Below are 21,881 nucleotides of genomic sequence, written 5' to 3' on the forward strand. Positions count from 1 at the left end.
TGCTTGGACTGGCCAGGCTGGCCTATGGCGGTGCAGTCCAGTGAGCGTCCGGACTTCGATACCGCGGCGGTATCGATCCCGCTAGTCAGGCTGCTTCATCGTGAACAGCCTGTCAGGCTGCTTCTGCCGGAGTCGCTGGGGCGCTGCTGACTCAGCCCCACAGGTTGTTGCAGATTCGCTGCACAGCCGCGTTGGCCGCTCGGCGATCAAATCCCTCAGGGTCGAAACAGCCGCCGGCCCATTCCAGTACGCTTCGGCCTTCCTCGCTGGCCGGTTGCTGGATCAGTGCCAGAAAGTCCAGATAACCCGGCACACCGCCTACATCCTCGGGAGGGCAGGCGCGGGCGCCATCCAGCACCTCGCACCAGGTGCCCGTGAAGTCGCAGGGCTCAACTGTCTCCACGGCGATCACATGCTGCCAGCTATCGCCAAAGTCGTAGAGGTAGCGCAGGCGGTCGCCTTCCTTCAGCATGCGGCGCAGCTTGAACTTGCGGTCATCCAGTGCCTCGTCGTCGTCCATGAATTCCGCATCCAGGGGCATGTAGCGGTTCATCCCTAAACTGAACTCATGCAGATGGCTGCTGTGCCAGCCCATGGCCGCCTGAATGAAGTGGTGCAGTTTACGCAGGGTGCAGTCGCCGCTGACGCGAATGCGCCGCCAGATCGGCGGATCGAGCTGCAGCGGTTCCAGTTGGATATGTAGGGTGTAGAGCAGTGGTTGAGTGGCCATGTCTTTATCCTTGCTCAGTGATACAGCCACGGCTGCAGTTCATCCAGGTTGGCGACGACAATCTGCTGCGCCGTCGCCTTGGCATGCACCTTGGTCGGGTCGATCTGATAGCGCTGCAGCACGTATTGCACCAGAGCGCCGCGGGTTTCGATCACCAGTCGGCCACCCTGCATGCCGTAGTCGGCCTCAATGATGGCGCGCTGTTCCGGTTTCAGGCGCGAGTCGGGCTCGATGATCACCGGCAGTGAGGTGGCCCAGCCCGGATCACTCTCGCGGCCGTGATCGGTCGGATCATCCATCAGCCCCGGTATGCCCCGGAAGCGGCTCAGAACGAAGTCACGATAATCCCGATTCTTCTCGCAATAGGCCCGCACATGCCAGCGCATGCCGGTGTAAACCAGGGTGTGCGGGGCGATCAGGCGGGTTTCTCCATCGGGTGTGGTGAAGGACACGTACTCGCATTCCAGGCGCAGCCCCTCTCGGCAGGCTTTGAGCAGCGGGCGCAGCACTTCCGGCTTTACCGAGCGATCCGGCACTGCCAGTACCTCTGTGTGTGCATAGGCCAGTGCCAGGCCCTCGATATGCGGGGCGCGCTCATGGTTCTGGTTGAGCAGATGCAGATAGGCGCTGGCGCTGTCGTCGATGAACAGCGGTTGGAAGCGGCGGCTCGGGACGTACCCCTTCAAATGCTTGTCATATTCGAGGTTCTTCGGCGCGTGTTCGCTGATGTAGGTGTTGATGTCCTTCGACGCCTGCTGGCGGCTGATGCCGAAGCTCTGCATCAGGTGATTGGTGGTCAGGCGGCCTTCCCACCAGGCCACTGTCTCGATCAGGCGATAGCGCAGGGCCAGATCCCAGCGCACGGACTCGATTGACTGCTTGCGTTTCATGGCCCCCTCCATCTGCTCGAAAACTTTACCTGTACAGGCAAACACTCTAGATATGTCTAGTCACGCTACATATCTTGATTGGCACAAGCAAGCCGGCAGCGCCGGCTAACCCAGGAAGTGCAATCAAGGAGTAGCCTCATGGCATTGATCACCTGTTACGAATGCGAACGCATGGCCAGTGACCAGGCAGCAGCCTGCCCGCACTGTGGGGCGCCTATCGCTAAGCAGCCGGCACCTGTTCAGGCTCAACCCAGGGTTCAGGTTATCCGCAGCGTTGGCTTCTGGCTCGGCGTGGGCATTCTCCTGTTTCCAATCGTCTTCGTCTGGTTCCTGCTGCGTCAGGGCCACAGCACCACTAGCCGGGTGATTGGCTTTGCCTGGCTGGCCCTGGTGTTGGTTGGCATGGCGTCCAGTGACCGTCCAGCCAGCCAATCGACCGCTACTACGAGCGGCCAGAGCCAGTCGGCTAGGGTAGTTGCTCCAGTCGAGCCGCTACGCGAAATCAGTGCCCAGCAACTGGCCCAAGCCTACGATCGCAACACGGTGGCGGCGGACCAGCAGTTCAAGGGCAAGCGCTTCAAAGTGACCGGTGTGGTGGATAGCATCAATACCGATCTGTTCGGCAACCCCTATGTCACGCTGCGTGGCGGGGTAAACCAGTTCATGGAGCCTCAGTTCGAGCTGGATGACGCCCATGCCAGTTATGCAGCCGGTCTGCAGAGTGGCATGCGCATCAGTCTGATCTGCACAGGTCGTGGCGACGTGGCGAAAACGCCAATGTCCAAGGATTGCGTACCAGACATTCAATAAGAAATTGGCGGGTACTCAACATTAGCTCTGGCCCTAATTTGCCAGGTTAAATCGAGTGTCGATGACGCCATATCCAAGTAAACTCATCAATTTTACGATTATCTGGAAGCTTAAATGGTCAAGCTGGAAGACATCGCCAAAGACGCCCAGATTCGTGGCCTGCATGGCGACGAGGTGGTCAAGGTCATCAGCGTCGATAGGGTCGGTGACTCGGCAATCAGCGTCGTCTACCAGAAGAGTGCGGGTGGCTACGGCGACCAGATGCTGTTCCGCAGCGATGAGCCCCGCCTTGAACTTGCCCAGGCTGGCAAAGCCTGGGCTTTTAATGCGCCAGGGAGCGACTTCAAGCTGGCCCTGGAAGCCTGGCGCATCCAGCTTGCCTACCTATTCGATCCGATGATGGCGGTGCACACCTCCAACGTCGATCCATTGCCGCATCAGATTTCCGCAGTCTACGAATCCATGCTGCCGCGTCAGCCGCTGCGCTTTGTGCTGGCCGATGACCCCGGCGCCGGCAAGACCATCATGGCTGGTCTGCTGATTCGCGAGTTGCTGATGCGTGCCGATGCTCGGCGCATCCTTGTGGTTTCGCCCGGCTCACTGACCGAACAGTGGCAGGACGAACTGCTGGAGAAATTCGGCATCAAGTTCGAAGTGTTCAGCCGTGAAAAGCAGGAGCAGTGCGCCACTGGCAACTACTTCGAAGAGCAAAACCTGCTCATCTGCCGCCTCGACCAGCTCTCGCGCAATGAGGACTACCAGCTCAAGCTCAAGAACACCGACTGGGATCTGATCATTGTCGACGAAGCCCACAAACTGTCGGCCAACTACTTTGGTAACAAGGTCAACAAGACCAAGCGCTTCGAGCTAGGCGAACTGCTCGGCTCGATCACCCGTCACTTCCTGTTGATGACGGCCACCCCGCACAACGGCAAAGAAGAAGACTTCCAAATCTGGTTGTCGCTGCTCGATGGTGACCGTTTCTATGGCAAGTTCCGCGAGGGTGCGCACAAGGTCGACGTGTCCGATTTGATGCGGCGCATGGTCAAGGAGGAGCTACTCAAGTTCGACGGCACCAAGCTGTTCCCCGAGCGGCGCGCCTACACGGCCAATTACTCGCTGTCTGACCTGGAGGCTGCGCTCTACCACGACGTGACCGACTACGTGCGCAACCAGATGAACCTGGCGGATCGTCTCGATGGTCAGCGTAAGAACAACGTCGGCTTTGCTCTGACACAACTGCAGCGCCGTCTGGCTTCAAGTCCTGAGGCGATCTATCAGTCCCTGCGCAATCGTCGCAAGCGTCTGGAGAATCGAGTCGAGGAAGAGAAGTTGCACTTGCGTGGTGGCGGTGTCGCCAGTGTGCTGGGAGAGTACCTGGTTAAAAAACGTATCGAGGTGCCAGACAACCTCGACGACATGGAAGACGAGCTCAGCGCAGATGAGTACGAGCTGTACGCCGACCAATTGGTTGACCAGGCCAGTGCTGCCGAAACCATCGCCGAGATGGAAACTGAAATTTGCTTGCTCCAGGGCCTGGAACAGCAGGCGCAGCGCCTAGTGGCCTCGGGCAGTGACCGTAAGTGGGAAGAGCTGTCCTGCCTGCTGCAGGACTCACCGCAGATGTACAACGGCGAAAGTCGCCGCAAGCTGATCATCTTTACCGAGCATCGCGCCACCCTGGATTACTTGGTCAGGCGCATTGCCGACATGCTGGGGGATCCGCAGGCCATCGTCACCATCCATGGCGGCACCAACCGTGACGAGCGGCGCAAGGTGCAGGAAGAGTTTCGCCACAACCCGCGCGTGCTGGTGCTGATCGCCACCGATGCGGCGGGTGAGGGCGTCAACCTGCAGAACGCCAACCTGATGGTCAATTACGATTTACCGTGGAACCCCAACCGCCTGGAGCAGCGTTTTGGCCGTATTCACCGTATCGGCCAAGATCAGGTCTGCCACCTATGGAACATCGTCGCCAATGAAACCCGTGAAGGTGAAGTGTTTCAGAAGCTGTTCGAGAAGCTGGAAATCGAAAAGCAGGCGCTGGGCGGCAAGGTGTTCGACATCCTGGGCGAGGCGTTCGACAACGTATCGCTCAAGGATCTGCTGATCGAAGCCATTCGCTACGGCGACTCGCCCGAAGTACGAGCACGGCAAAACCAGGTCATCGAAGGGGCGCTGGACACCGAGCACCTGCGTGAAATCCTTCGTCGCAACGCGCTGGTCGAGCAGCACATGAGCCTCGACCAGCTGTATGCCGTCAAAGAAGAAATGGAGAAGGCCGAAGCCCGCAAGCTGCAGCCCTATTTCATCCGCGCTTTCTTCAATGAAGCCTTCACCAGCATTGGCGGCGAGCTGCGAAATCGCGAACCTGCGCGCTATGAGATTCGTCACGTACCGGCCGCATTGCGCGAGCGTGACCGCGTAATCGGTGAAACCCGTACACCTGTGCTCAAGCAGTACGAGCGCATCTGCTTCGAGAAGCAGCAGGTACGTGTGCCGGGCAAGCCTATGGCGGATCTGATCCACCCCGGCCATCCGCTGATGCAGGCCCTGACCGATATCACCCTCAGCGCTCATCGCGGCAAGCTCAAGCAGGGTTCGGTGCTGGTCGACCCCAATGACGACAGCCTGACCCCTAAAGTGCTGTTCATGCTCGACCACAGCATGCGCGAGAGTGCCGGCCACAGCACCGAACACCCCAAGATCGTCTCGCGCCGACTGCAGTTTGTGGAAATCGACCCGCAGGGCCAAAGCAGTAACGCGGGCTGGGCGCCGCACCTGGATCTATTGCCGATCAAGCCGGACGAGCTCGCCCTGGTGCAGGACGTGCTGAACGCCTCCTGGTTGCAACAGAACCTGGAAAATCTCGCGCTACAGCATGCCTCGCAGCAACTGGTGCCTGAGCATTACAGCGAAGTGAAAACTCGCATTCAGCGCCAGGCCGAGCGCGTGCTGGCCGCTGTGCATGAGCGCTTGGTCAAGGAAATCAACTACTGGTCTGATCGTTATCTTAAGCTCAGTGACGACGTGGCTGCTGGCAAGCAGCCGCGTATGCAGCCGGAGAATGCCCGCCGCCGCTATGAAGAGCTGACTGCCCGACTGGAGCAGCGCACCCGTGAGCTGCAAACCATGCAACAGGTCAGCTCTGCCACGCCCGTGGTGATTGGCGGAGCCCTGGTGATTCCTGCGGGCCTGCTGGCTCAGCGCCAAGGCGATACTGCGTTCTGCGCAGATGCAGAGTCGCGCTCGCGTATCGAGTGGGCTGCTATGCATGCCGTCATTGCAGCCGAGCAGGCTCTGGGACACAGCATCAAGGATGTATCCGCCGAGAAGTGCGGCTGGGATATCACTGCGCGCCCACCGGTAGCCGCCGATGGCAGCATCAAGGATGACCGCCATATCGAGGTCAAGGGGCGCGTCAAGGGCGCGACCACTGTCACCGTCACCAAGAACGAGATTTTCTCCAGCTACAACCAGGGTGAGAAATACATTCTCGCCATCGTGCTGGTGGATGGCGAGGATGTCGACGGCCCTTACTACATCAAGCACCCGTTCAAGAGCGAGCCTGAGTTCGGCATTGCCAGCGTTAACTATGACCTGCAAGAGCTACTGGGGCGTGCGATCAAGCCGGAGCAAAGCCTCTGAAACTCGCCGGCCTGCACCTGAGCAGGCATCGATGCTTTGAGGACTTAGAGATGGATTGCCGAAGCCGTACTGCGTCAGGGGGCGCCTGAGCTGCTATGACCGCTCAAATCAAATCGAAAGCGCCTCACGGCCTGGCCCTTCTGGAGGGCTGCGGCAGATGAAGCAGCACGAGATATTCGACTCACTCGCCAGAAACGCCTTCGACTTTCTGGAACGAGGGATAGAAGAGTTCGACAAATCCCCCAAATATTCGGTGATCCATTTCTGCGCTGCGGTGGAGATGCTGCTCAAGGCGCGCCTGATGAGGGAGCACTGGTCACTGACTGTTGCCAAACCTGAGCAAGCCAATCTCGCTAAATTCATGGCTGGAGATTTTGCCTCGGTCACGATGGATGAGGCACGCGCGCGGATTCGTGATGTCGCCGGGGAAGACATCGGTAGCGATGCGTTCACTAGCTTTCGAGCACTGGCCAATCACCGCAACAAGATGATCCATTTTTTCCATGCGGACATGGAAGAAGATGCTCAAGCCAAAGAGCTCATCGTCGCAGAGCACTGCCGGTCTTGGTTTCATTTGCATGGCCTGTTGCTACGGTGGGGCAATTATTTCAGCGACTTTCGGCCAGAAATTTCCCGAGCTGATCGATCGATGAAAAAGCACCGAAAGTACCTGAGCACCAAGTTCAAGACGCTCAAACCCGAACTGGATGCTGCGCGCAAGGTTGGCCGAAAACCTACGAGTTGCAGTGCCTGCGGCTTCAAGGCCGCCATCCCAGAGGATGAAATTCACGATCAGATCAAAACGGTGTCTTGCCGCGTATGTGACTACGCCGGAACGCAAGTCGAGATCGACTGCCCACACTGCGACAAACCCATCGTTGTCGCAAATGAAGGGTATGCGACCTGCGATCACTGTCATGGAGCAATTGAGCCTGAGCACCTGGTAGATGCACTGGCCGATCATGACGCAATACACAGCGCCATCAAGGATGGGGACGATAGCTGGGGGCTGGCCAACTGCGGTACCTGCGAGGGGTATCAGACTGTTGTTCGGCTAGACGATATTTATTTTTGCGCCAACTGCTTCGAGCTCTCGGATCACCTTGAGCAATGTGAATGGTGCAATACCCCGAATACCGGGGATATGGATGGCAGTTACTTAACAGGCTGCAGCCATTGCGATGGCAGAGCAGGCTGGGAGAATGACGATTAAATGAACATCAAGACCCCGAAAAAACTCATCGAAGTTGCTCTGCCGTTGGACGCAATAAATGCAGCGTGCGCTATTGAGAAGCAACCTTTCACAAGGAAGCACCCGAGATCAATGCACATTTGGTGGGCCCGCCGCCCCCAGGCAGCGGCGCGGGCAGTTATTTTTGCGCAGATGGTTAACGATCCCGGTTACGAGCGCCATTTGGGCCGTGGGGTGAACAAGGAGAAGGCTGCCGCCGAGCGTGAGCGGCTCTTCAAGATCATCGAGGATTTGGTGCAGTGGGAGAATACTAGCAACGAGTCAGTGCTGGAGCGTGCGCGGGCGGAAATCTGGAAGAGCTGGCGTGAGACCTGCGAGCTGAATAAAAGCCATCCGCAGGCGGCTGAGCTGTTCAATCCTAAGAAGCTGCCGGGGTTCCATGATCCCTTCGCTGGTGGAGGTGCGTTGCCTCTAGAGGGCCAGCGTCTCGGGCTAGAAAGCTATGCCTCGGACCTCAACCCGGTGGCGGTGACCATCAACAAAGCGATGATCGAAATTCCACCCAAGTTCTCCGGACGTGCGCCGGTAGGACTGGAAATCGATGCTGAGAAGGGCAGTAAAAAGCGCGCTACTCGCGATGCCTTTGAGGATTGGTCGGGTACAAAAGGGTTGGCGGAGGATGTTCGTCGCTATGGCGCATGGATGCGTGACGAAGCCCAGAAGCGAATCGGCCATTTTTATCCGCAGATCGAAGTCACTGCCGAGATAGTCGCCGAACGTCCGGATCTGGCCCAGTACCAGGGTGAGAAACTCACCGTGATCGCCTGGCTTTGGGCTCGTACGGTCAAAAGTCCCAACCCGGCGTTCAGCCATGTTGACGTCCCTCTAGCTTCTACTTTTATTTTGTCTAATAAGGTTGGAAAGGAAGCTTATGTTGATCCAGTGATTGACGGCGACAGCTATCGCTTTGCTGTGAAGGTAGGCGCGCCGCCAGTGTCTGCAAAAGAGGGGACTGCGGCAGGCAAACGCGGTGGCTTTTTATGCCTATTTTCAGATGCACCTATGGACTACAAGTACATTCGAGCCGAGGGGGCCGCAGGCCGAATGGGGCAAAGACTCATGGCAATTGTCGCCGAGGGAAAGCGGGGGCGTGTCTATCTAACACCGACAGATGAACATGTAATTGCAGCCAGTGCAGCTGAGTCGGTATGGCGCCCAGAAGTACAGTTACATGGGAAGTGTCGGGTCAATGTTTCCAATTACGGGCTCGATGTATATGGCGACCTATTTACACCCCGTCAGCTACTAGCCTTGACTAGCTTTTCAGATCTGGTCCAGGAGGCTATTGCCCGGGCTCGTGAGGATGCTCTGGCCGCCGGAATGGCTGACGATCGAGTGGGCTTGGAGCAAGGTGGGAAGGGTGCTACAGCTTATGCTCAGGCAATTGGGGTTTACCTGGGGATGGCAACATCACGCTGGGCAGACTTGTCCAACAGTCTCTGTGGTTGGAACAACATTAACCAGAATGTAAGAGCTCTTTTTTCACGCCAAGCGATACCTATGGCTTGGGACTACGTAGAGCTTTCTCCATTCGGTGCTGTTGGACCATGGTTTTCCGCTGTAGAAAGTATTGTTAATGCTGCGGAAAATTTGGCGCCTACTACTCCAGGTTTCGTCTCGCAGGCCGATGCTCAAACTCAGTCGATTAGTAAGGATAAGGTTGTGTCGACTGACCCACCTTACTATGACAATATTGGATACGCTGATCTGTCGGACTTCTTCTACGTTTGGCTGCGCCGCACGCTTCGCCCCATCTTCCCTGCTCTCTATAGCACTCTGGCGGTGCCCAAAGCCGAGGAATTAGTCGCCACACCATACCGCCACGGCAGTAGGGATAAGGCAGAAGCCTTCTTCCTCGATGGCATGACCGCTGCCATGCACAATCTGGCCGAGCAGGCGCATCCAGCATTTCCTGTCACTATTTACTACGCATTTAAACAGGCGGAGACAAAGGTAGAGGCAGGCACCTCCAGTACCGGTTGGGAAACCTTCCTTGCCGCAGTACTCAAAGCTGGATTTGCTCTTAGTGGTACTTGGCCAATGCGCACTGAGCGAGACGCTCGAGCAATTGGAATTGGAAGTAACGCTCTCGCCTCTAGCATCGTTCTGGTCTGCCGCCCACGCGCGACCGATGCGCCAAGCATTTCACGCCGCGAATTTATCCGTGAACTCAACGCCACCTTGCCTGACGCACTATTGGACATGACTCGTGGCGGCATTAACTCGCCGGTAGCCCCGGTGGATCTGTCGCAGGCGATTATTGGCCCCGGAATGGAGGTGTTCAGCAAGTACAGCGCTGTGTTGGAGGCTGACGGCTCGCGTATGAGCGTGCGCAGCGCGCTTCAACTGATCAATCGCTTTGTCGGCGAAGACGACTTTGACCACGACACTCAGTTCTGCCTCGCCTGGTTCGAGCAGCATGGTTGGGCAGAGGGCAAGTACGGCGATGCCGATGTATTAGCCCGTGCCAAAGGCACGAGCGTCAACGGCCTGGTGGACGCCGGTGTGGTGGAGAGCGCCAGTGGCAATCTACGTCTGCTCAAGTGGGCAGAAATGCCCCGCGACTGGTCGCCGGAAAACGACAGCCGCCTGCCTGTCTGGGAAGCCCTACACCAGTTGATTCGCGCTCTTAATCAGGACGGCGAAACCGCTGCAGGCCAACTGCTGGCACGCATGCCCGACAAAACCGCTGGCCTCACTGCTCTGACCTATCGCCTCTACACCCTCTGCGAGCGCCAAGGCTGGACCAACGAAGCTCGTGCCTACAACGAACTGCAAGGCGCCTGGCTCGGGATCGAACAAGCCAGCCAGGAAGTTGGCCACATCGGCAGCCAGGCTGCGTTGGACCTCTAAAAGGGATATCGCCATGCTCAAAAGCGCAACGATCAAAAACTTCGGCCGGCTGCCCAGCGGCGAGTACAAGTTCGCTCCTGGCCTGAATGTGGTGGTCGGCGAAAATGGCAGCGGCAAGAGCCAGCTGCTCAAGCTGCTGTATGCCTTGCTCAAGGTGCAGGCCGACAGCAAGGAACTGAACAAGACGACGCTGCAGAAGGACTGTGCTGACAAGCTGGTAGGGGTATTCCGCGCGGATGCCCTTGGCCGGCTGGTCACTCGCCGCCAGGGGCATGATCGCTGTGAGGTTGTCCTCTCCATGAAGGAGCAAAAGCAGGATCTGGCCATCAGCTTGTCCACCCGTTCCAGCAGCAGCGTACAGATTGACGTGCTGCCGACGACGAGGCTTGAGCTGTCGCCGGTCTACCTACCGACCCGCGAGCTGCTCACCCTGTGCCCCTGGTTCGTACCTCTATACGACAACCACCATGTGCCCTTCGAGGAAAGCTGGCGCGACACGGTTTCGCTGTTGGGCAAGCCGGCGCTGAAAGGCAAGCGCGAGGCAGTGGCCGCCGGCCTGCTGCAACCCCTGGAAGAGGTGATGGGCGGAAAGGTTGTGGTGGATACGCCCAGCGGGCGCTTCTACCTGCAGGTACCCGGTGGGGGCAAAATGGAAATGCCGCTGGTTGCCGAGGGCTTGCGCAAGGTGGCCATGCTGGCTCGCTTGATTGCTACCGGCTCCCTGCTGGAGCAGGGCTATCTGTTCTGGGACGAGCCGGAAACCAACTTGAATCCAAGGCTGATCCGCAAGATCGCTGCCAGCATCATGTCGCTCTGCCGGCAGGGGCTTCAGGTGTTTATCGCCACGCATAGTTACTTTTTGCTCAAGGAACTGGATCTGCTTTCGCGTCAGCAGCCTGTTGCGCAGCGCTATATCGGTCTGTCACTCGATGATGCGAGGCAGGTGCAGTGTGAGCAGGTTGATAGCCTGGCAGAGCTGACTTGCCTCGTTGCGTTGGATGAGGAACTGGCCCAGTACGACAGGGAAATGGAGATATCCCATGACGCAGCTGGTTGAAGGTGGTCTGCGTCTGACGTTCCCGGCGGGCTGGCAGGCGCTCAAGTTTGATGATACGTCCTGGCATCGCCAGCGATTTGGTCATCATCAGGCGATGGATGTTCTCGCTACCCATTCTGGTCAGCACTGGTGGATTGAGATCAAGGACTGTGAGGGGTTTGAACAAGATAACCGCCCGCGCATGTCACCCGCTGAGCCGCAGGAGGTAGAGCAGGCGCGTACATGGGTCAAATCACAAGGGCTAGAAAGCCGTGTGCGGTTGACACGCGCCAAGCCGTTCATCATCGATGAACTGATCGAGAAGCTGCGCAGTACTTTGGTCAGTGTGCTTGCAGCAAAGCGCCAGGGAGAGGCCGAGTTGCAGCCCTATGTGGCCGTCTTTGATCAGGGGATGCCATTTAGCGTGATCTTGTTGCTTACTTGGGACATCGCCGATTTCAACCGTCTAGCCCAACGTCTGCAGCAGAAGCTGAATAGGGTACTACTGCCGTATGGGCTTCAGGGCCTAGTGGTTAATGACCTTGGGCGTGTGGCCGGCCTGGCCTGTCAGGTATCAAGAATTTGAACGTCGCTCGCGGTGCTGTGCGTGGTCGAATTATTTGCGCCGTAAAGGACGCGCGTGGGGAAGGAGCGCCTGGCTCTGCTCCGGTAATCGAGGAAGCAAAAGAATGACTTTGAAACCCTGGCGTTTGATCGCCGAACCCCATGAAGACGTGCGCAGCGGCACCTTTGTTCAGGCTGAGTTCGCTGCGGATATCACGCGAGTGCACACCGGTACGGCGCCAGCGGAGTATCAAGATCCGAAGCTGTTCTTCCAGCGCACCTTTATTACCGAGGGCATGCGCCTGTTGCTGGATTCGGTGGTCAAGCGGCTGTCCGGCAAGGGCGGGGATCCGGTTATCCAGTTGCAGACGGCGTTCGGCGGCGGCAAGACCCACACCATGCTGGCGGTCTATCACCTCGCTCAGGGCAAGGTGCCTGCTAGTGAGATGCCGGGTGTTGGGGCGATTCTGAACAAAGCCGGTGTTACCGAGCTGGCACCTGCGCGGGTAGCGGTGTTGGATGGCATCAAGTCTTCCCCTAATCAACCGGTACAGCATGGGGCTTGCTCGGTACGTACGCTCTGGGGTGAGTTGGCCTGGCAACTGGGCGGTGATGAGGGCTATGCGCTGGTCGCTGATGCTGACCTGTCGGGCACCTCGCCGGGTAAAGACGTGCTGGTCACTCTGCTAAGCCGTTATGCACCTTGCGTCATCCTGGTCGACGAACTGGTGGCCTATATCCGCCAGTTCGAGGAAGGCGTTTCGCTGGCCGGCGGAACCTTCGACTCCAACCTGACCTTTGTCCAGGCGCTGACCGAGGCGCTCAAGGCTGTGCCTACGGCGGTGATGTTGGCCTCGCTGCCTGAGTCCGAAAAAGAAGCTGGCAGCCAGCGTGGCGTGCGCGCCCTGGAGGCACTGTCGCATTACTTCGGTCGTGTGCAGGCACTGTGGAAACCGGTGGCAACGGAGGAGGCGTTTGAGATCGTTCGTCGTCGCCTGTTCAGCCGAATCAATGACCAACTGGCTGCCGAACAGGTGTGCCGTCAGTTCGCGGATTTCTACATTGCCCATAGCGGCAAGTTCCCGTCTGAAACCCAGGAAAGCCATTACTACGAGCGTCTGAAGCAGGCTTATCCCATTCATCCTGAGGTGTTTGACCGGCTCTATGACGACTGGTCGAGCCTCGATAACTTCCAGCGCACCCGTGGCGTGCTGAAGATGATGGCTAAGATCATCTACAGCCTCTGGAAAGACGGAAACAACGATCCGTTGATCATGGCTGGTAGCCTCCCGTTTGCGGATACCGACACCCGCAACGAGTTCACCTATTACCTGCCAGCAGGCTGGGATCCGGTAGTGGATCGGGATATCGACGGGCCGCGTGCCGAAACCGTCGCCATCGAAAACCACGATGCACGCCTTGGCGCTGTGCATGCATGTCGTCGGACGGCGCGTACCATTTTCCTCGGTAGTGCGCCGACAACCTCCAGCCAGCTTGTTCGCGGTATCGAGCTTGAGCGCGTGTTGCTGGGTAGTGCTCAGCCGGAGCAGCAACTGGGCCTGTATGAGGATGCACTGCGCCGCCTGGGTGACAAACTGCATTACTTGAACAGTGCCAACAGCCGCTACTGGTTCGACACGCGTCCGAACCTGCGTCGCGAGATGGAGGAACGTAAGAAGCGCTTCAAGGATCGTGAGGATGTGTTCCCGACCTTGCGTCAGCGCCTCAACAACCTGGGCGGCTGTTTTGGTGGGGTGCACGTTTTCACTGGCAGTGCCGATGTACCGGATGACTGGTCATTACGTCTGGTAGTGCTGGCGCCTGATTCGCCTTACAGCAAAACCGGGCCGAATGCGGCGCTGAACAAGGCGTTGGAGATCCTTAAAAGTCGAGGCGAGCAGCCGCGTCAAAAGCAGAATCGCCTGATTTTCCTGGCCGCGGATGCCGACAACGTCAGCCGCTTGAAGGATCACGCACGTTCGGTGCTGGCCTGGGAGTCCATCGTCAGCGACTACAAGGATAACCGCCTTACCCTCGACAACCTGATGGCGAAAAATGCCTCAGCCAGCTTGGAGCAGGCGCGTGAGACGCTGAATCGTACCCTGCGCGAAACCTGGAAGTGGCTGCTGGCGCCTGTGCAGCACGCCAGTAACCTGACAGAGATTGTCTGGGAGCCCTATGCAGTCAACCCGGGCGCGTCGAGCCTGTCCCAGGAGATCGAAAAGGTTCTGCGGGAAAACGAGCTGCTGATTACCGAGTGGGCTCCGATCCATCTGTCCAACATGCTCAAGCGCTGGTTCTGGAAAGACGGCGTGGCTGAAGCTGGCGCGTTGGATGTCTGGCAGAAAACCTGCTGCTATTTGTACCTGCCGCGCCTGCGCGACGATCAGGTGTTCGCTCGCACTCTGAATCAAGGTGTACAGAGCAAGGACTTCTTCGCAGTGGCGCAGGGTAAGGAAGGCGATCGCTATCCGGGCTTTGTGTATGGCAAGTCGACCTCGGTCATTCTCGATGGCTCTTGCCTACTAATTGAGCCAAGTGCGGCATCGGACTATGCAGAGTCGCTCCGAGCCAAGGAGGCAGCAGCCAATGCGGCGTCCACAGTGCAGATGCCTGCCGGCGAGCTGGTCCATGATATTCCTGCTGGCAGTTCTGCTGGATCAGTTGGCGGTGCTGGTGCTGTGGATGGTTCGGTCGGCTCGGTTGATGTACCGGTGGTGAAGGCACTGCCGACGCAGTTCTATGCCAGCGCGGAGCTAGATCCAGTCAAAGCCAAGATGCAGTTTGCAACGCTGGTCGACGAGGTGATTCAGCAGTTCACGGCCAAGCATGGCGTGAATGTGAGAATCTCCATCGACATCCAAGCCAGCAGCGCAGGGGGGTTTGACGATTCGGTGCAGCGTTCGGTGAAGGAGAACTGCAGCGTGCTGAAGGTGAATACCTACGAGTTTGACTAGAGGCCTTGATGGTGGGCGTCCTTGATGACGCCCACTGCTACCGCCAGTGACCCGGGATTTCGATGCCGTAGTTCTTGGCGACGGTTTTCAGTGTGGCGAGGATCTCAGCGTGTCGTGCCTGATCGGCTGGATTCCAGATTTCACGGCGATCCAGTAGGCCTTTCAGCTCGCCCAGGTTGTACATCCCCAGGCGATGAAAGTTTCCCCAGCTGGGTAAGCCAAACAGGTTGTAGATGACCGCGGTGGCGTCGCGCTCGCTGGCAAGACGCTTTTCCCCGCTGAGCTTTTCGGCAGCAGTTTCGGCTTCATCTCGGTCGTCGTAGGTGTTGAGTAGTTTCATCAGTGCTTGGTGGATATCCAATCGGGCTGTGGATGTTGCCTGACTGACAAAAAAAGAACATCCAAGGATATGTTGAGGGAGAGCCGCTTGCCTACGGCTCTCCCTGATTGCGGCACCATTTGAATTTGTGTCTCGTTGCAGCCGAGCCACATGCAGGTGGGTGAGCTGTAGTGGTCCCGTGGTGAGGGCCTGGATCCAGTGGCGCTCGGGCTATTATTGCGGTTTGAAGCCCAGTGGTTTGTCGGCGCTACTGAAGCAGAGGATGGTTTCGCAGTACCCGCCTTCCTGTTCAACTTCTGCAATTTCTTCAGGATGAATTGCAGGGAGCCACTTGCCTAGATCTTCGATCGCCACGGGCTCCTCATTGATGTAGCAGTCATCGTCCATGCGGGGGTTGCACCAAGCACTCTTAACTTCTGGCCATTGAAAGCGACTGGGGGCTGACGTCGACTGCTGAGTCTTTGCGCGTACTTCTCCTTTCTGGGCTTGCCACGCTGCGTAACCGCCGTCATAGCGAACGTCGAACACACTGGCAAGCTTATTATCGGGAATACCGCTATCCAGGTAGAACTTGATCAAGGTAGAGCCAGCCTCGACATATGAGACCTGGCGATTGGTGTCGAGGCGGTAGGCTACCGGCTTGCCATCAGTACTGGTACCGATGCGGTACCAGATAGCTAGTGTAAACTCAACATCCTGACCAAATTCACCTACTTCCCCTCCGCTTATCCGACACGTGCCGCGAATGCACCTGCCGCGCACCTTATTCCAGTAACGCACATTCTGTTGACGTTGGGCATCCCAAACGACCACCTGCCGGTCGGATGACAGCCAGGTACAGACGATAAAGGCTTTGCCTTGGAAGTCATCTGATCGACACGGGATGACTTCAGGGAGACCTTCGGTGGACGTCTCGTCTGGGTAAATGACTCTGCTCCAGTCCCTTTGGTCCATACTCTCACCGGCCAGAGCGGTGGTGCAGAACATGAACAGCAGAATGCTAATGATCTTTTTCATGGAGTCTCCAGTATGTTGTTTTCGGTCGAGGGCGAAATAAGGTCAGGCTGTTTAATGGCCGGTAACTGGCAGGCGAACCCCGACATGTTGCAGGGTGCTCACATGTGTTTTCGACGGGGGCTGAGAACTATTTTTTGTAGATAACCCGGAGCCGCTGATTCACGTAGTCCTTCAGGATTTCGTAATCGGGGTTCCGGGTTAGCAGCCGATGTCCAGCATTGGCGACGGCTGCGATCCCCAGCACCGTCACTGTCACCGGAGTCGCAGCGAGGCCGGCGAGGGCACCGAGCGCTCCACCTTGAGCGGCTGCGCTCTTCATATCGCTGACGACCCTACAGGTCATCCCCAGCTTTTCAATCTTGGTTTCGACCAGTTTGATGCCAGCCATGAAGTTGCCCCTGAGGCCATTGATCTCGAAGGACGCTTTGCTGCGCACGAGGCTGTCGATCTGCGCTTCGTTCAGTCCGGTGATGACGTTCATATTGTTCTGTGCTCCCTGCCGGGCATTGATGTTGTAGGAGAGGTCGAATATCAACTTTTATGGTCGAGTCTCGGTTTGTGAGGCCCTTCATGTCAACGGGTTGATGCCCAACCATCCAGGTCGATCTGGAGGGTGGCATGTCAAAAACCGATTCGAGGCAGTTGGCTGAAGTCGTGGGGCAAGCGATTGCTCGTCAGCGGATGCGCTGTAAGCTAAGCCAGGAACAGGTCGCGGAGCGATTGGGGATTGGCAGTGAGGCTGTATCCCGCATTGAGCGTGGCGTCGTGATGCCCAACGTGGAGCGTCTGGTCGAGCTGGCGAGCATCTTCGGCTGTGAGACCGCCGACCTGCTGACCGAGGGCAGCTCGCGTCCGGAGGATCAGGCGCGTCGACTGCAGGGGCTCCTGTCCACGCTGAACTTGGATGATCGTGCGCTGGTGCTGGAGTTTGTGGAGCGTCTGGTGGAGCGCCTCAGCCAGGGCTAAGGCCCTCATTACTTTCTGTCGTCTCGTCGAACAAGGCGCCGCAGCATAGACACAGGCAGTCGAAGCCGGTGAAGTGAAACCGCACGACATCCTCTGCCGCCTTCCGCGCCTCCGGGTACGCGGGTGCGACCGCTGCCAGGCCGCTGAGAAGAGCGGCATGGCAGCTCCCCTCATGATGGCGCCGAGCGCCCTTGATTGCCCCATCGAGCAACCCGGCCAGCAGGGTCAGCCCTTTGGCTGCGTCCCGTGTCAGCACGGCGCTGGAGTCGCAGATCAAACACTGTCTGTTCATCGTCATGCTCCCTATCGCGTTGAGGCGGCCAGTGCATGCCTGGCGGCTCGGGGTAGTGATTATTTCGGTGATGCAGTGGTGGACTCTGACGCTGCTGTCCCGGGTACCAATGCCTTCACGAGGCGGCAGAAAATCCAGCACGCCAGCAGTACGGCGATCAGCAGGGGCGGAAAGCGCACCATCAGAAGCACCAGCAGCAGAAGGGCCAGGCAGCCCGCGAGGATGCCGGCGAACATGAACACGGCAGCAAAGATCCGCAGTAGCGTCATCGTCGCGCTCTCCTCACAGGTAACCCTGTTCCGCCAGCGATACGCAGCCCTCGTGGCCCACCACGATATGGTCCAGGGTTCGTACCCCGATCAGGTTCAGGGCCTCCCGCAGTTTGTGAGTCAGGGTGAGGTCCGCTTGGCTGGGTTCCGGATCACCGGAAGGGTGGTTGTGAACCAGTACGGTTGCCGCGGCGTTGTGCTCCAGGGCAGCCTTGACGACTTCCCGGGGATAGACGCTGGCGCTGTCCAAGGTGCCCCGGAACAGTTCGTGAAAGACGATCACCCGGTGCCGGCTGTCGAGCAGAAGCAGGGCGAATACCTCATGCTCGTATTCGCCCAGCAACGCCTGCAGGTGGCTGAACACTTCCTTTGGTGAAGTCAGTGCTCGCCCCCGACGCAGACGCAGATTCGCCAACTGCCGGGCCATCAGCAGGATGTCGGTTTCGGTGACCGGCGACTCGACCAGGTAGGTGCCGGTCGATTCACTGGCCTTCAGCTTGTGCAGGCGCATGCTGGGCTCCTTGGTGGTGATCTGTCGGTGGGGTGTGGCGCTGGGCTTGTGCGTCCAGCTTCTCGGCCAGGCTGGTTTTCGCCGAGCGCTGGGGAGTGTGGGTGGCTGGAGATGGGCTTTCCTCGGCGGGGTAGAACTCCTCGGCGACGGCGCCCGCGTCTTCCTCGCTGTCCTCGAAGGCGCCATTGCCGAAGCCACGCTGCGCCGCTTCATCCAAGGCGGCCTGATCGAAGCCAGCTGCTTGCCGCTGCGCATCGAGCGTGTTGGCGACCTGCAGCGCCTCCGTCATCTCCATACCGCCGCGTACCGTCAGGTCGACGTAGAAGATCGGCGTGCCATGGCTTTGCCGGGTGGACTTTCCACGCAGACGCAGCTCCAGTGGCAGGCACGCCAGGCGGTTGCCCGAGATGGCCTGGAAGTAGTGCAGGCGAGCAGCCAGCGTGCGGATGCTGTTGAAGCCGGTGGTGCGGAATACGAAGCTGCCCAACGGGTCGTCGTCGCCAATGACCACGTTCAGTCGGCCGTAGGGCTTGCAGGCATTGCCTTTGGCCAGTGGGCAGGCGTCCGGCGAAGGGCAGGGCAGCGACTGCATGCCGTCCTGAGTGACGCGCTTGCAGGTTTCGCCGTTGCCGACGCACAGCGGCCGTCCGGACTGGCGGTCGAACAAGGTGTAGTCGGCGCGGAAATTCAGTTCTGGTTCGTTGAACAGCAGGCGCACCGGGATACTGCGCAGCTTGTCGTCCTTGCCCTGGCGCAGCTCGTCATTGAGCGGGTGCAACAGCCAGCCGTCCTTGCCTTGTACCTGGGAGGTGATGGTGAACTGGTCATCCTTCTCCGGCAGGCGCTTGCCGTTCTTCTCGACGACCTTGCCTATCGAGATGCGTCCGAGCACCGGCGGTGTGATAGCCAAACCTTTGAGCATGGCGGTTCTCCTGAAAATGAAAAAAGGCCAGCCATGCAGCGCGAACTGCATGGCCTGGCCAAGGGGAGGGAAGAGTTGATGGAGGCGGAAATCAGCCGACCAGGAAGCGCCGTGCACCGGGTTTCAGCAGCGGGTATTTGGCCAGCAGGTAGGGCTTGTCCTTGAGCAACTGAGTGACATCGAGACCGATGCTGTCCTTGGCCTTGCGCCAGCTGACATAGCCGCTGGAGAACTCCGCCCGGCTGGCTTCGCCCATGGCCTGCTGCAGAATCTGCTTGAGCTCGGCCTCGCGCTTTTCCTTATCGGTAATCGACTGACGAACGGCCTTCAGCTCAATGTAAGCCGCTGACAGACCAGCATGCTGGCTGAAGTCGACGACCTGGCCGCTATCCTCCGGGTAGAGGCAGCGCAGGGCTGATTCAGCGGAAGCTGTGCCGTCAGCCGGTGGTGGTGTATCAGTCTCCACGTAGTGCCAAAACTGGCGCTCCAGCTCGATCAGGCGAGCAATCATCTGCTCATCCCGCTCGATACGGTGGATCTCCAGCGTCTGGCCGCCCAGCAGTACAGCCACATCTGCTGCCTGCTTGCCGGTGACGGCGAGCTGGTGCATCACCTGAAACTGGACATACTCCGGCACGCCCTCTTTCCAGAGGCGTGCCCCGTTTATGCCGGCTGTCTTGCATTCGAGGATCTGCACATCGTCGACCCCGATCACCTCGCGGTCGATGTTGGCTAGCATCCAAGGCAGCTTGGGATCCGGGTGCTGCAGTACGGCGTTGATGCGCCGTACCTTGTTCTTCGTGCGCTTGCTGTAGTGCCAGGCCACGATGGGCTCCAGGACGTTGCCCCAGTACATCGGGCTTTCCTCATCGTGCGGATCAGCCTTGGGCATGCCGGCATCGCGACCGGTTTTCTCAAGCCACAGCTCCAACTGCGACTTATAGGGATTCAGTCCCACGGCTGCGGCTGCATCCGAACTGCCGATGCCTTGCTTGCGGATCTGCAGCCAGTCTTCGCGCGGCAGCTCCTTGGTGCTGACCAGGCGCAGGGCAGGGCGTTTCTTGCTGGTGCTGCCGTTCAATGACGTTGCTTTCATGGTATTCACCTGCAGACATAAAAACGCCCGACCAGCACAAGGCTGACCGGGCGCGAGGGTTGATGTGGTGGAGGCTTAAGCGGCGAGCTGCAGCGCAGCGTCCAGGGCGCGCTGCTTGATCTGCGCGCCTTGGCCGAACCAAGCCGAGTCCATGCGGTACTCGTTGCTGCGTGCACGGCGCTCGTGGTCGACGTACTCGGTCACGGCATTGAGCAGGCCCCAGGCGGTGCCGCGTGCCGAGTTCAGCTGGCTGCCGCGACCACGACCCTCGTATAGCTCCTGTACCTTGCGCAGGGCGCGCTCGTTGGGCAGCTGCTCCGGCAGGGCGCCGGTCGGGCTGGTCTCGCACATCACGTTCATGAAGAAACCCAGTGCCTCATGCCACTGCACCTTGCGTTCAGCCAGGTGGCGCATGCGGTACATGAAGTCGTCCCATTGCGATACGGCGATACCGAGCTGCTTCTTCACCAGGTCACCGTCGAAGCGCGTGCTGTGCGGCACCTTAATCGCACGGCTGGTGCCGTCTAAGGCAATGGTCAGCGTGTTGTTGCAGACCACACGTACCGTAGTCGGCGTTGCTGTGGTGGCCAGGGTTCCGTCGCAGGAGGTCGCCAGCAGCAGGTAGCCGTTGACCTGGTCGTTGCCCTTGAGCGCAGCGCTTTGCCCAGTACGCGCCAGCGCCCAGAACTTGCGGCCACCCTTGAGTACGCCGGCGGTTTCCAGCTCGTAGCCGGAAACCTCGGTGAGGTCTCGGTAAAACTCCAGCACTTCCCGAGGTTGCACGGTGTGGTAGCGCTGGGAGACCACCGACAGCGGTACCTTGGTGTCCGAACGGAACAGCACCTTCTGTTCGGGGAAGGAATGGATAGCGCCCAGGTGGCCGACGGCATCAGATTTGAAGTGCACAGGGCTTTCCAGGATCTGCCAGTCCATGCCGGCTTCACGCTGCCAGACTTCGATGGGTTGTTTTTGAGTGAGCTGATTGCCCAGGCCATGCCACGGGGTGGCGCCGGCATAAGCCATGGTTACGACGAGATGAGCCATTTGGATGATTCCTTTGGGTACAAGCCGGCATAAAGCGCTGCGCGAGGCGCAGCACCGACCGGCGAATGAAATGAGGGAGTGGGCGTGGTGCCGAATCAGGCCGGCAGGTTGAAGCGATGACCGCAGAGCAGACAGAGGTTGTGGGCCAGGACGTGACGGTCGAGCGACTCGCCGAGCTGAGCGCCGAGCGCGCAACCACCAACCCCACCGGCCAGGCCACCGAGGATGGCACCCGACACGGAACCGAGGGTGATGCCGACAGGGCCAGCGAACGCGCCGATAGCTGCGCCAGCCTGGCCACCTGCCAGGGCAGCGCTGACGCCCCGCGCAACACCGCTCACGGTGCCGATGGCCGCGCCGACTTTCATGGCGTGATGGAAGGAAGCGACTTTGGGGGAGTGACAGCGAGGGCACTGCAATGACATGGGGATAACCTCCTTGGTGCTTATGTCATCGCGATAATGTGTGGTTGAGATTTTTTCGAATTGAATGGCTGTGCTGGGCTCCAATCGTCCAACATGGGCACCGCTCGGGCAGGCTACGCGCTGCAAACTGAGCTAGGGATGGTCTGAAGTAGTCAGGTATTTCTGGCTGACTCCAGCCCTTGCCGATTTCAAAACGGTGATTCGGCTAGAAAACGATCAAATCATCCCCTCTTTCCGGATTTATAGCCGGCGCGAGCAC

The 21,881-nt window shown here is 58.8% G+C and carries 20 protein-coding genes; 8 read left to right on the forward strand and 12 right to left on the reverse strand.

Translation table 11 applies throughout. The features are described from left to right. Nucleotides 1–151 precede the first annotated feature (151 nt). Nucleotides 152–760 (reverse strand): plasmid pRiA4b ORF-3 family protein, encoded by a 609-nt coding sequence (locus QMX85_RS06115; protein ID WP_282339266.1) that lies wholly within the window; start codon nucleotides 758–760, stop codon nucleotides 152–154. Then, nucleotides 745–1,620 (reverse strand): WYL domain-containing protein, encoded by an 876-nt coding sequence (locus tag QMX85_RS06120; protein WP_270067435.1) that lies wholly within the window; start codon nucleotides 1,618–1,620, stop codon nucleotides 745–747. Before QMX85_RS06120 ends, QMX85_RS06115 begins: the two co-directional genes overlap by 16 nt. Nucleotides 1,621–1,758: 138 nt before the next feature. Here QMX85_RS06120 and QMX85_RS06125 point away from each other — a divergent pair, with 138 nt between their 5' ends. The 7 genes from QMX85_RS06125 to QMX85_RS06155 all read left to right on the forward strand — a co-directional run bounded on the left by QMX85_RS06125 (nucleotide 1,759) and on the right by QMX85_RS06155 (nucleotide 14,740). Continuing rightward, entirely contained in the window at nucleotides 1,759–2,430 is a 672-nt protein-coding gene (locus QMX85_RS06125; RefSeq protein ID WP_282339267.1) for a hypothetical protein, read from the forward strand. 114 nt (nucleotides 2,431–2,544) lie between these two features. Next, a complete protein-coding gene (locus QMX85_RS06130; RefSeq protein WP_282339268.1) occupies nucleotides 2,545–6,078 on the forward strand; it encodes a helicase-related protein in 3,534 nt (1,177 codons plus the stop codon). A 157-nt stretch (nucleotides 6,079–6,235) separates the two neighbouring features. Further along, the gene (locus QMX85_RS06135; RefSeq protein ID WP_282339269.1) at nucleotides 6,236–7,291 is read left to right on the forward strand and encodes a hypothetical protein; all 1,056 of its coding nucleotides are present in this window, start codon (nucleotides 6,236–6,238) and stop codon (nucleotides 7,289–7,291) included. Beyond that, nucleotides 7,292–10,183, forward strand: a complete 2,892-nt coding sequence (locus QMX85_RS06140) for a DUF1156 domain-containing protein (protein WP_282339270.1) — start codon at nucleotides 7,292–7,294, stop codon at nucleotides 10,181–10,183. A 13-nt stretch (nucleotides 10,184–10,196) separates the two neighbouring features. Beyond that, nucleotides 10,197–11,240 carry an AAA family ATPase gene (locus QMX85_RS06145; protein ID WP_282339271.1) on the forward strand — a complete coding sequence of 348 codons (1,044 nt, stop codon included), beginning with the start codon at nucleotides 10,197–10,199 and terminating at the stop codon, nucleotides 11,238–11,240. Beyond that, nucleotides 11,224–11,805 (forward strand): hypothetical protein, encoded by a 582-nt coding sequence (locus QMX85_RS06150; RefSeq protein ID WP_282339272.1) that lies wholly within the window; start codon nucleotides 11,224–11,226, stop codon nucleotides 11,803–11,805. The genes QMX85_RS06145 and QMX85_RS06150 overlap by 17 nt, the downstream gene beginning before the upstream one ends. A gap of 103 nt (nucleotides 11,806–11,908) precedes the next feature. Beyond that, complete coding sequence (locus tag QMX85_RS06155) at nucleotides 11,909–14,740, forward strand: DUF499 domain-containing protein (protein ID WP_282339273.1); 2,832 nt, start codon at nucleotides 11,909–11,911, stop codon at nucleotides 14,738–14,740. 37 nt (nucleotides 14,741–14,777) lie between these two features. On the opposite strand, the gene QMX85_RS06160 is transcribed toward QMX85_RS06155, so the two are convergent. From QMX85_RS06160 to QMX85_RS06170, 3 genes are all read right to left on the reverse strand, one after another. Beyond that, entirely contained in the window at nucleotides 14,778–15,080 is a 303-nt protein-coding gene (locus QMX85_RS06160; protein ID WP_282339274.1) for a hypothetical protein, read from the reverse strand. A 213-nt stretch (nucleotides 15,081–15,293) separates the two neighbouring features. Next, nucleotides 15,294–16,097, reverse strand: coding sequence for a hypothetical protein (locus QMX85_RS06165; RefSeq protein ID WP_282339275.1), 804 nt, complete (start codon nucleotides 16,095–16,097; stop codon nucleotides 15,294–15,296). A 127-nt stretch (nucleotides 16,098–16,224) separates the two neighbouring features. Next, nucleotides 16,225–16,578, reverse strand: a complete 354-nt coding sequence (locus QMX85_RS06170) for a hypothetical protein (protein ID WP_282339276.1) — start codon at nucleotides 16,576–16,578, stop codon at nucleotides 16,225–16,227. 137 nt (nucleotides 16,579–16,715) lie between these two features. Between QMX85_RS06170 and QMX85_RS06175 the strand changes: the two genes are divergently transcribed. Continuing rightward, nucleotides 16,716–17,063 carry a helix-turn-helix transcriptional regulator gene (locus tag QMX85_RS06175; protein WP_282339277.1) on the forward strand — a complete coding sequence of 116 codons (348 nt, stop codon included), beginning with the start codon at nucleotides 16,716–16,718 and terminating at the stop codon, nucleotides 17,061–17,063. On the opposite strand, the gene QMX85_RS06180 is transcribed toward QMX85_RS06175, so the two are convergent. The 7 genes from QMX85_RS06180 to QMX85_RS06210 all read right to left on the reverse strand — a co-directional run bounded on the left by QMX85_RS06180 (nucleotide 17,050) and on the right by QMX85_RS06210 (nucleotide 21,622). Then, entirely contained in the window at nucleotides 17,050–17,361 is a 312-nt protein-coding gene (locus QMX85_RS06180; protein WP_282339278.1) for a hypothetical protein, read from the reverse strand. The two genes, QMX85_RS06175 and QMX85_RS06180, sit on opposite strands and share 14 nt — an antisense overlap. Nucleotides 17,362–17,414: 53 nt before the next feature. Next, nucleotides 17,415–17,624, reverse strand: coding sequence for a hypothetical protein (locus QMX85_RS06185; protein WP_282339279.1), 210 nt, complete (start codon nucleotides 17,622–17,624; stop codon nucleotides 17,415–17,417). Between the two features lie 13 nt (nucleotides 17,625–17,637). Further along, complete coding sequence (gene radC / locus QMX85_RS06190; RefSeq protein ID WP_223624054.1) at nucleotides 17,638–18,135, reverse strand: DNA repair protein RadC; 498 nt, start codon at nucleotides 18,133–18,135, stop codon at nucleotides 17,638–17,640. After that, nucleotides 18,107–19,057 (reverse strand): hydrolase or metal-binding protein, encoded by a 951-nt coding sequence (locus QMX85_RS06195; RefSeq protein ID WP_282339280.1) that lies wholly within the window; start codon nucleotides 19,055–19,057, stop codon nucleotides 18,107–18,109. The genes radC and QMX85_RS06195 overlap by 29 nt, the downstream gene beginning before the upstream one ends. 91 nt (nucleotides 19,058–19,148) lie before the next feature. Beyond that, nucleotides 19,149–20,153: a lambda-exonuclease family protein gene (locus tag QMX85_RS06200; protein WP_282339281.1), complete on the reverse strand. Its 1,005-nt coding sequence runs from the start codon at nucleotides 20,151–20,153 to the stop codon at nucleotides 19,149–19,151. 75 nt (nucleotides 20,154–20,228) lie between these two features. Continuing rightward, complete coding sequence (locus tag QMX85_RS06205) at nucleotides 20,229–21,197, reverse strand: DUF932 domain-containing protein (protein WP_282339282.1); 969 nt, start codon at nucleotides 21,195–21,197, stop codon at nucleotides 20,229–20,231. A 95-nt stretch (nucleotides 21,198–21,292) separates the two neighbouring features. Next, a complete protein-coding gene (locus QMX85_RS06210) occupies nucleotides 21,293–21,622 on the reverse strand; it encodes a hypothetical protein (RefSeq protein WP_004420416.1) in 330 nt (109 codons plus the stop codon). Nucleotides 21,623–21,881 lie beyond the last annotated feature (259 nt).

The sequence above is a fragment of the Pseudomonas sp. PS02288 genome, assembly GCF_029959715.1.
Taxonomy (GTDB): domain Bacteria; phylum Pseudomonadota; class Gammaproteobacteria; order Pseudomonadales; family Pseudomonadaceae; genus Pseudomonas_O; species Pseudomonas_O kuykendallii.

Excerpts from the sequence above, each read along its gene's own strand:
- QMX85_RS06135 (WP_282339269.1), top strand. The coding sequence starts at position 6,236 with ATGAAGCAGCACGAGATATTCGACTCACTCGCCAGAAACGCCTTCGAC.
- QMX85_RS06180 (WP_282339278.1), bottom strand. The coding sequence starts at position 17,361 with ATGACGATGAACAGACAGTGTTTGATCTGCGACTCCAGCGCCGTGCTG.
- QMX85_RS06120 (WP_270067435.1), bottom strand. The coding sequence starts at position 1,620 with ATGAAACGCAAGCAGTCAATCGAGTCCGTGCGCTGGGATCTGGCCCTG.
- QMX85_RS06160 (WP_282339274.1), bottom strand. The coding sequence starts at position 15,080 with ATGAAACTACTCAACACCTACGACGACCGAGATGAAGCCGAAACTGCT.
- QMX85_RS06195 (WP_282339280.1), bottom strand. The coding sequence starts at position 19,057 with ATGCTCAAAGGTTTGGCTATCACACCGCCGGTGCTCGGACGCATCTCG.
- QMX85_RS06210 (WP_004420416.1), bottom strand. The coding sequence starts at position 21,622 with ATGTCATTGCAGTGCCCTCGCTGTCACTCCCCCAAAGTCGCTTCCTTC.
- radC (WP_223624054.1), bottom strand. The coding sequence starts at position 18,135 with ATGCGCCTGCACAAGCTGAAGGCCAGTGAATCGACCGGCACCTACCTG.
- QMX85_RS06125 (WP_282339267.1), top strand. The coding sequence starts at position 1,759 with ATGGCATTGATCACCTGTTACGAATGCGAACGCATGGCCAGTGACCAG.
- QMX85_RS06205 (WP_282339282.1), bottom strand. The coding sequence starts at position 21,197 with ATGGCTCATCTCGTCGTAACCATGGCTTATGCCGGCGCCACCCCGTGG.
- QMX85_RS06185 (WP_282339279.1), bottom strand. The coding sequence starts at position 17,624 with ATGACGCTACTGCGGATCTTTGCTGCCGTGTTCATGTTCGCCGGCATC.
- QMX85_RS06150 (WP_282339272.1), top strand. The coding sequence starts at position 11,224 with ATGACGCAGCTGGTTGAAGGTGGTCTGCGTCTGACGTTCCCGGCGGGC.
- QMX85_RS06145 (WP_282339271.1), top strand. The coding sequence starts at position 10,197 with ATGCTCAAAAGCGCAACGATCAAAAACTTCGGCCGGCTGCCCAGCGGC.
- QMX85_RS06140 (WP_282339270.1), top strand. The coding sequence starts at position 7,292 with ATGAACATCAAGACCCCGAAAAAACTCATCGAAGTTGCTCTGCCGTTG.
- QMX85_RS06165 (WP_282339275.1), bottom strand. The coding sequence starts at position 16,097 with ATGAAAAAGATCATTAGCATTCTGCTGTTCATGTTCTGCACCACCGCT.
- QMX85_RS06155 (WP_282339273.1), top strand. The coding sequence starts at position 11,909 with ATGACTTTGAAACCCTGGCGTTTGATCGCCGAACCCCATGAAGACGTG.
- QMX85_RS06200 (WP_282339281.1), bottom strand. The coding sequence starts at position 20,153 with ATGAAAGCAACGTCATTGAACGGCAGCACCAGCAAGAAACGCCCTGCC.
- QMX85_RS06170 (WP_282339276.1), bottom strand. The coding sequence starts at position 16,578 with ATGAACGTCATCACCGGACTGAACGAAGCGCAGATCGACAGCCTCGTG.
- QMX85_RS06175 (WP_282339277.1), top strand. The coding sequence starts at position 16,716 with ATGTCAAAAACCGATTCGAGGCAGTTGGCTGAAGTCGTGGGGCAAGCG.
- QMX85_RS06130 (WP_282339268.1), top strand. The coding sequence starts at position 2,545 with ATGGTCAAGCTGGAAGACATCGCCAAAGACGCCCAGATTCGTGGCCTG.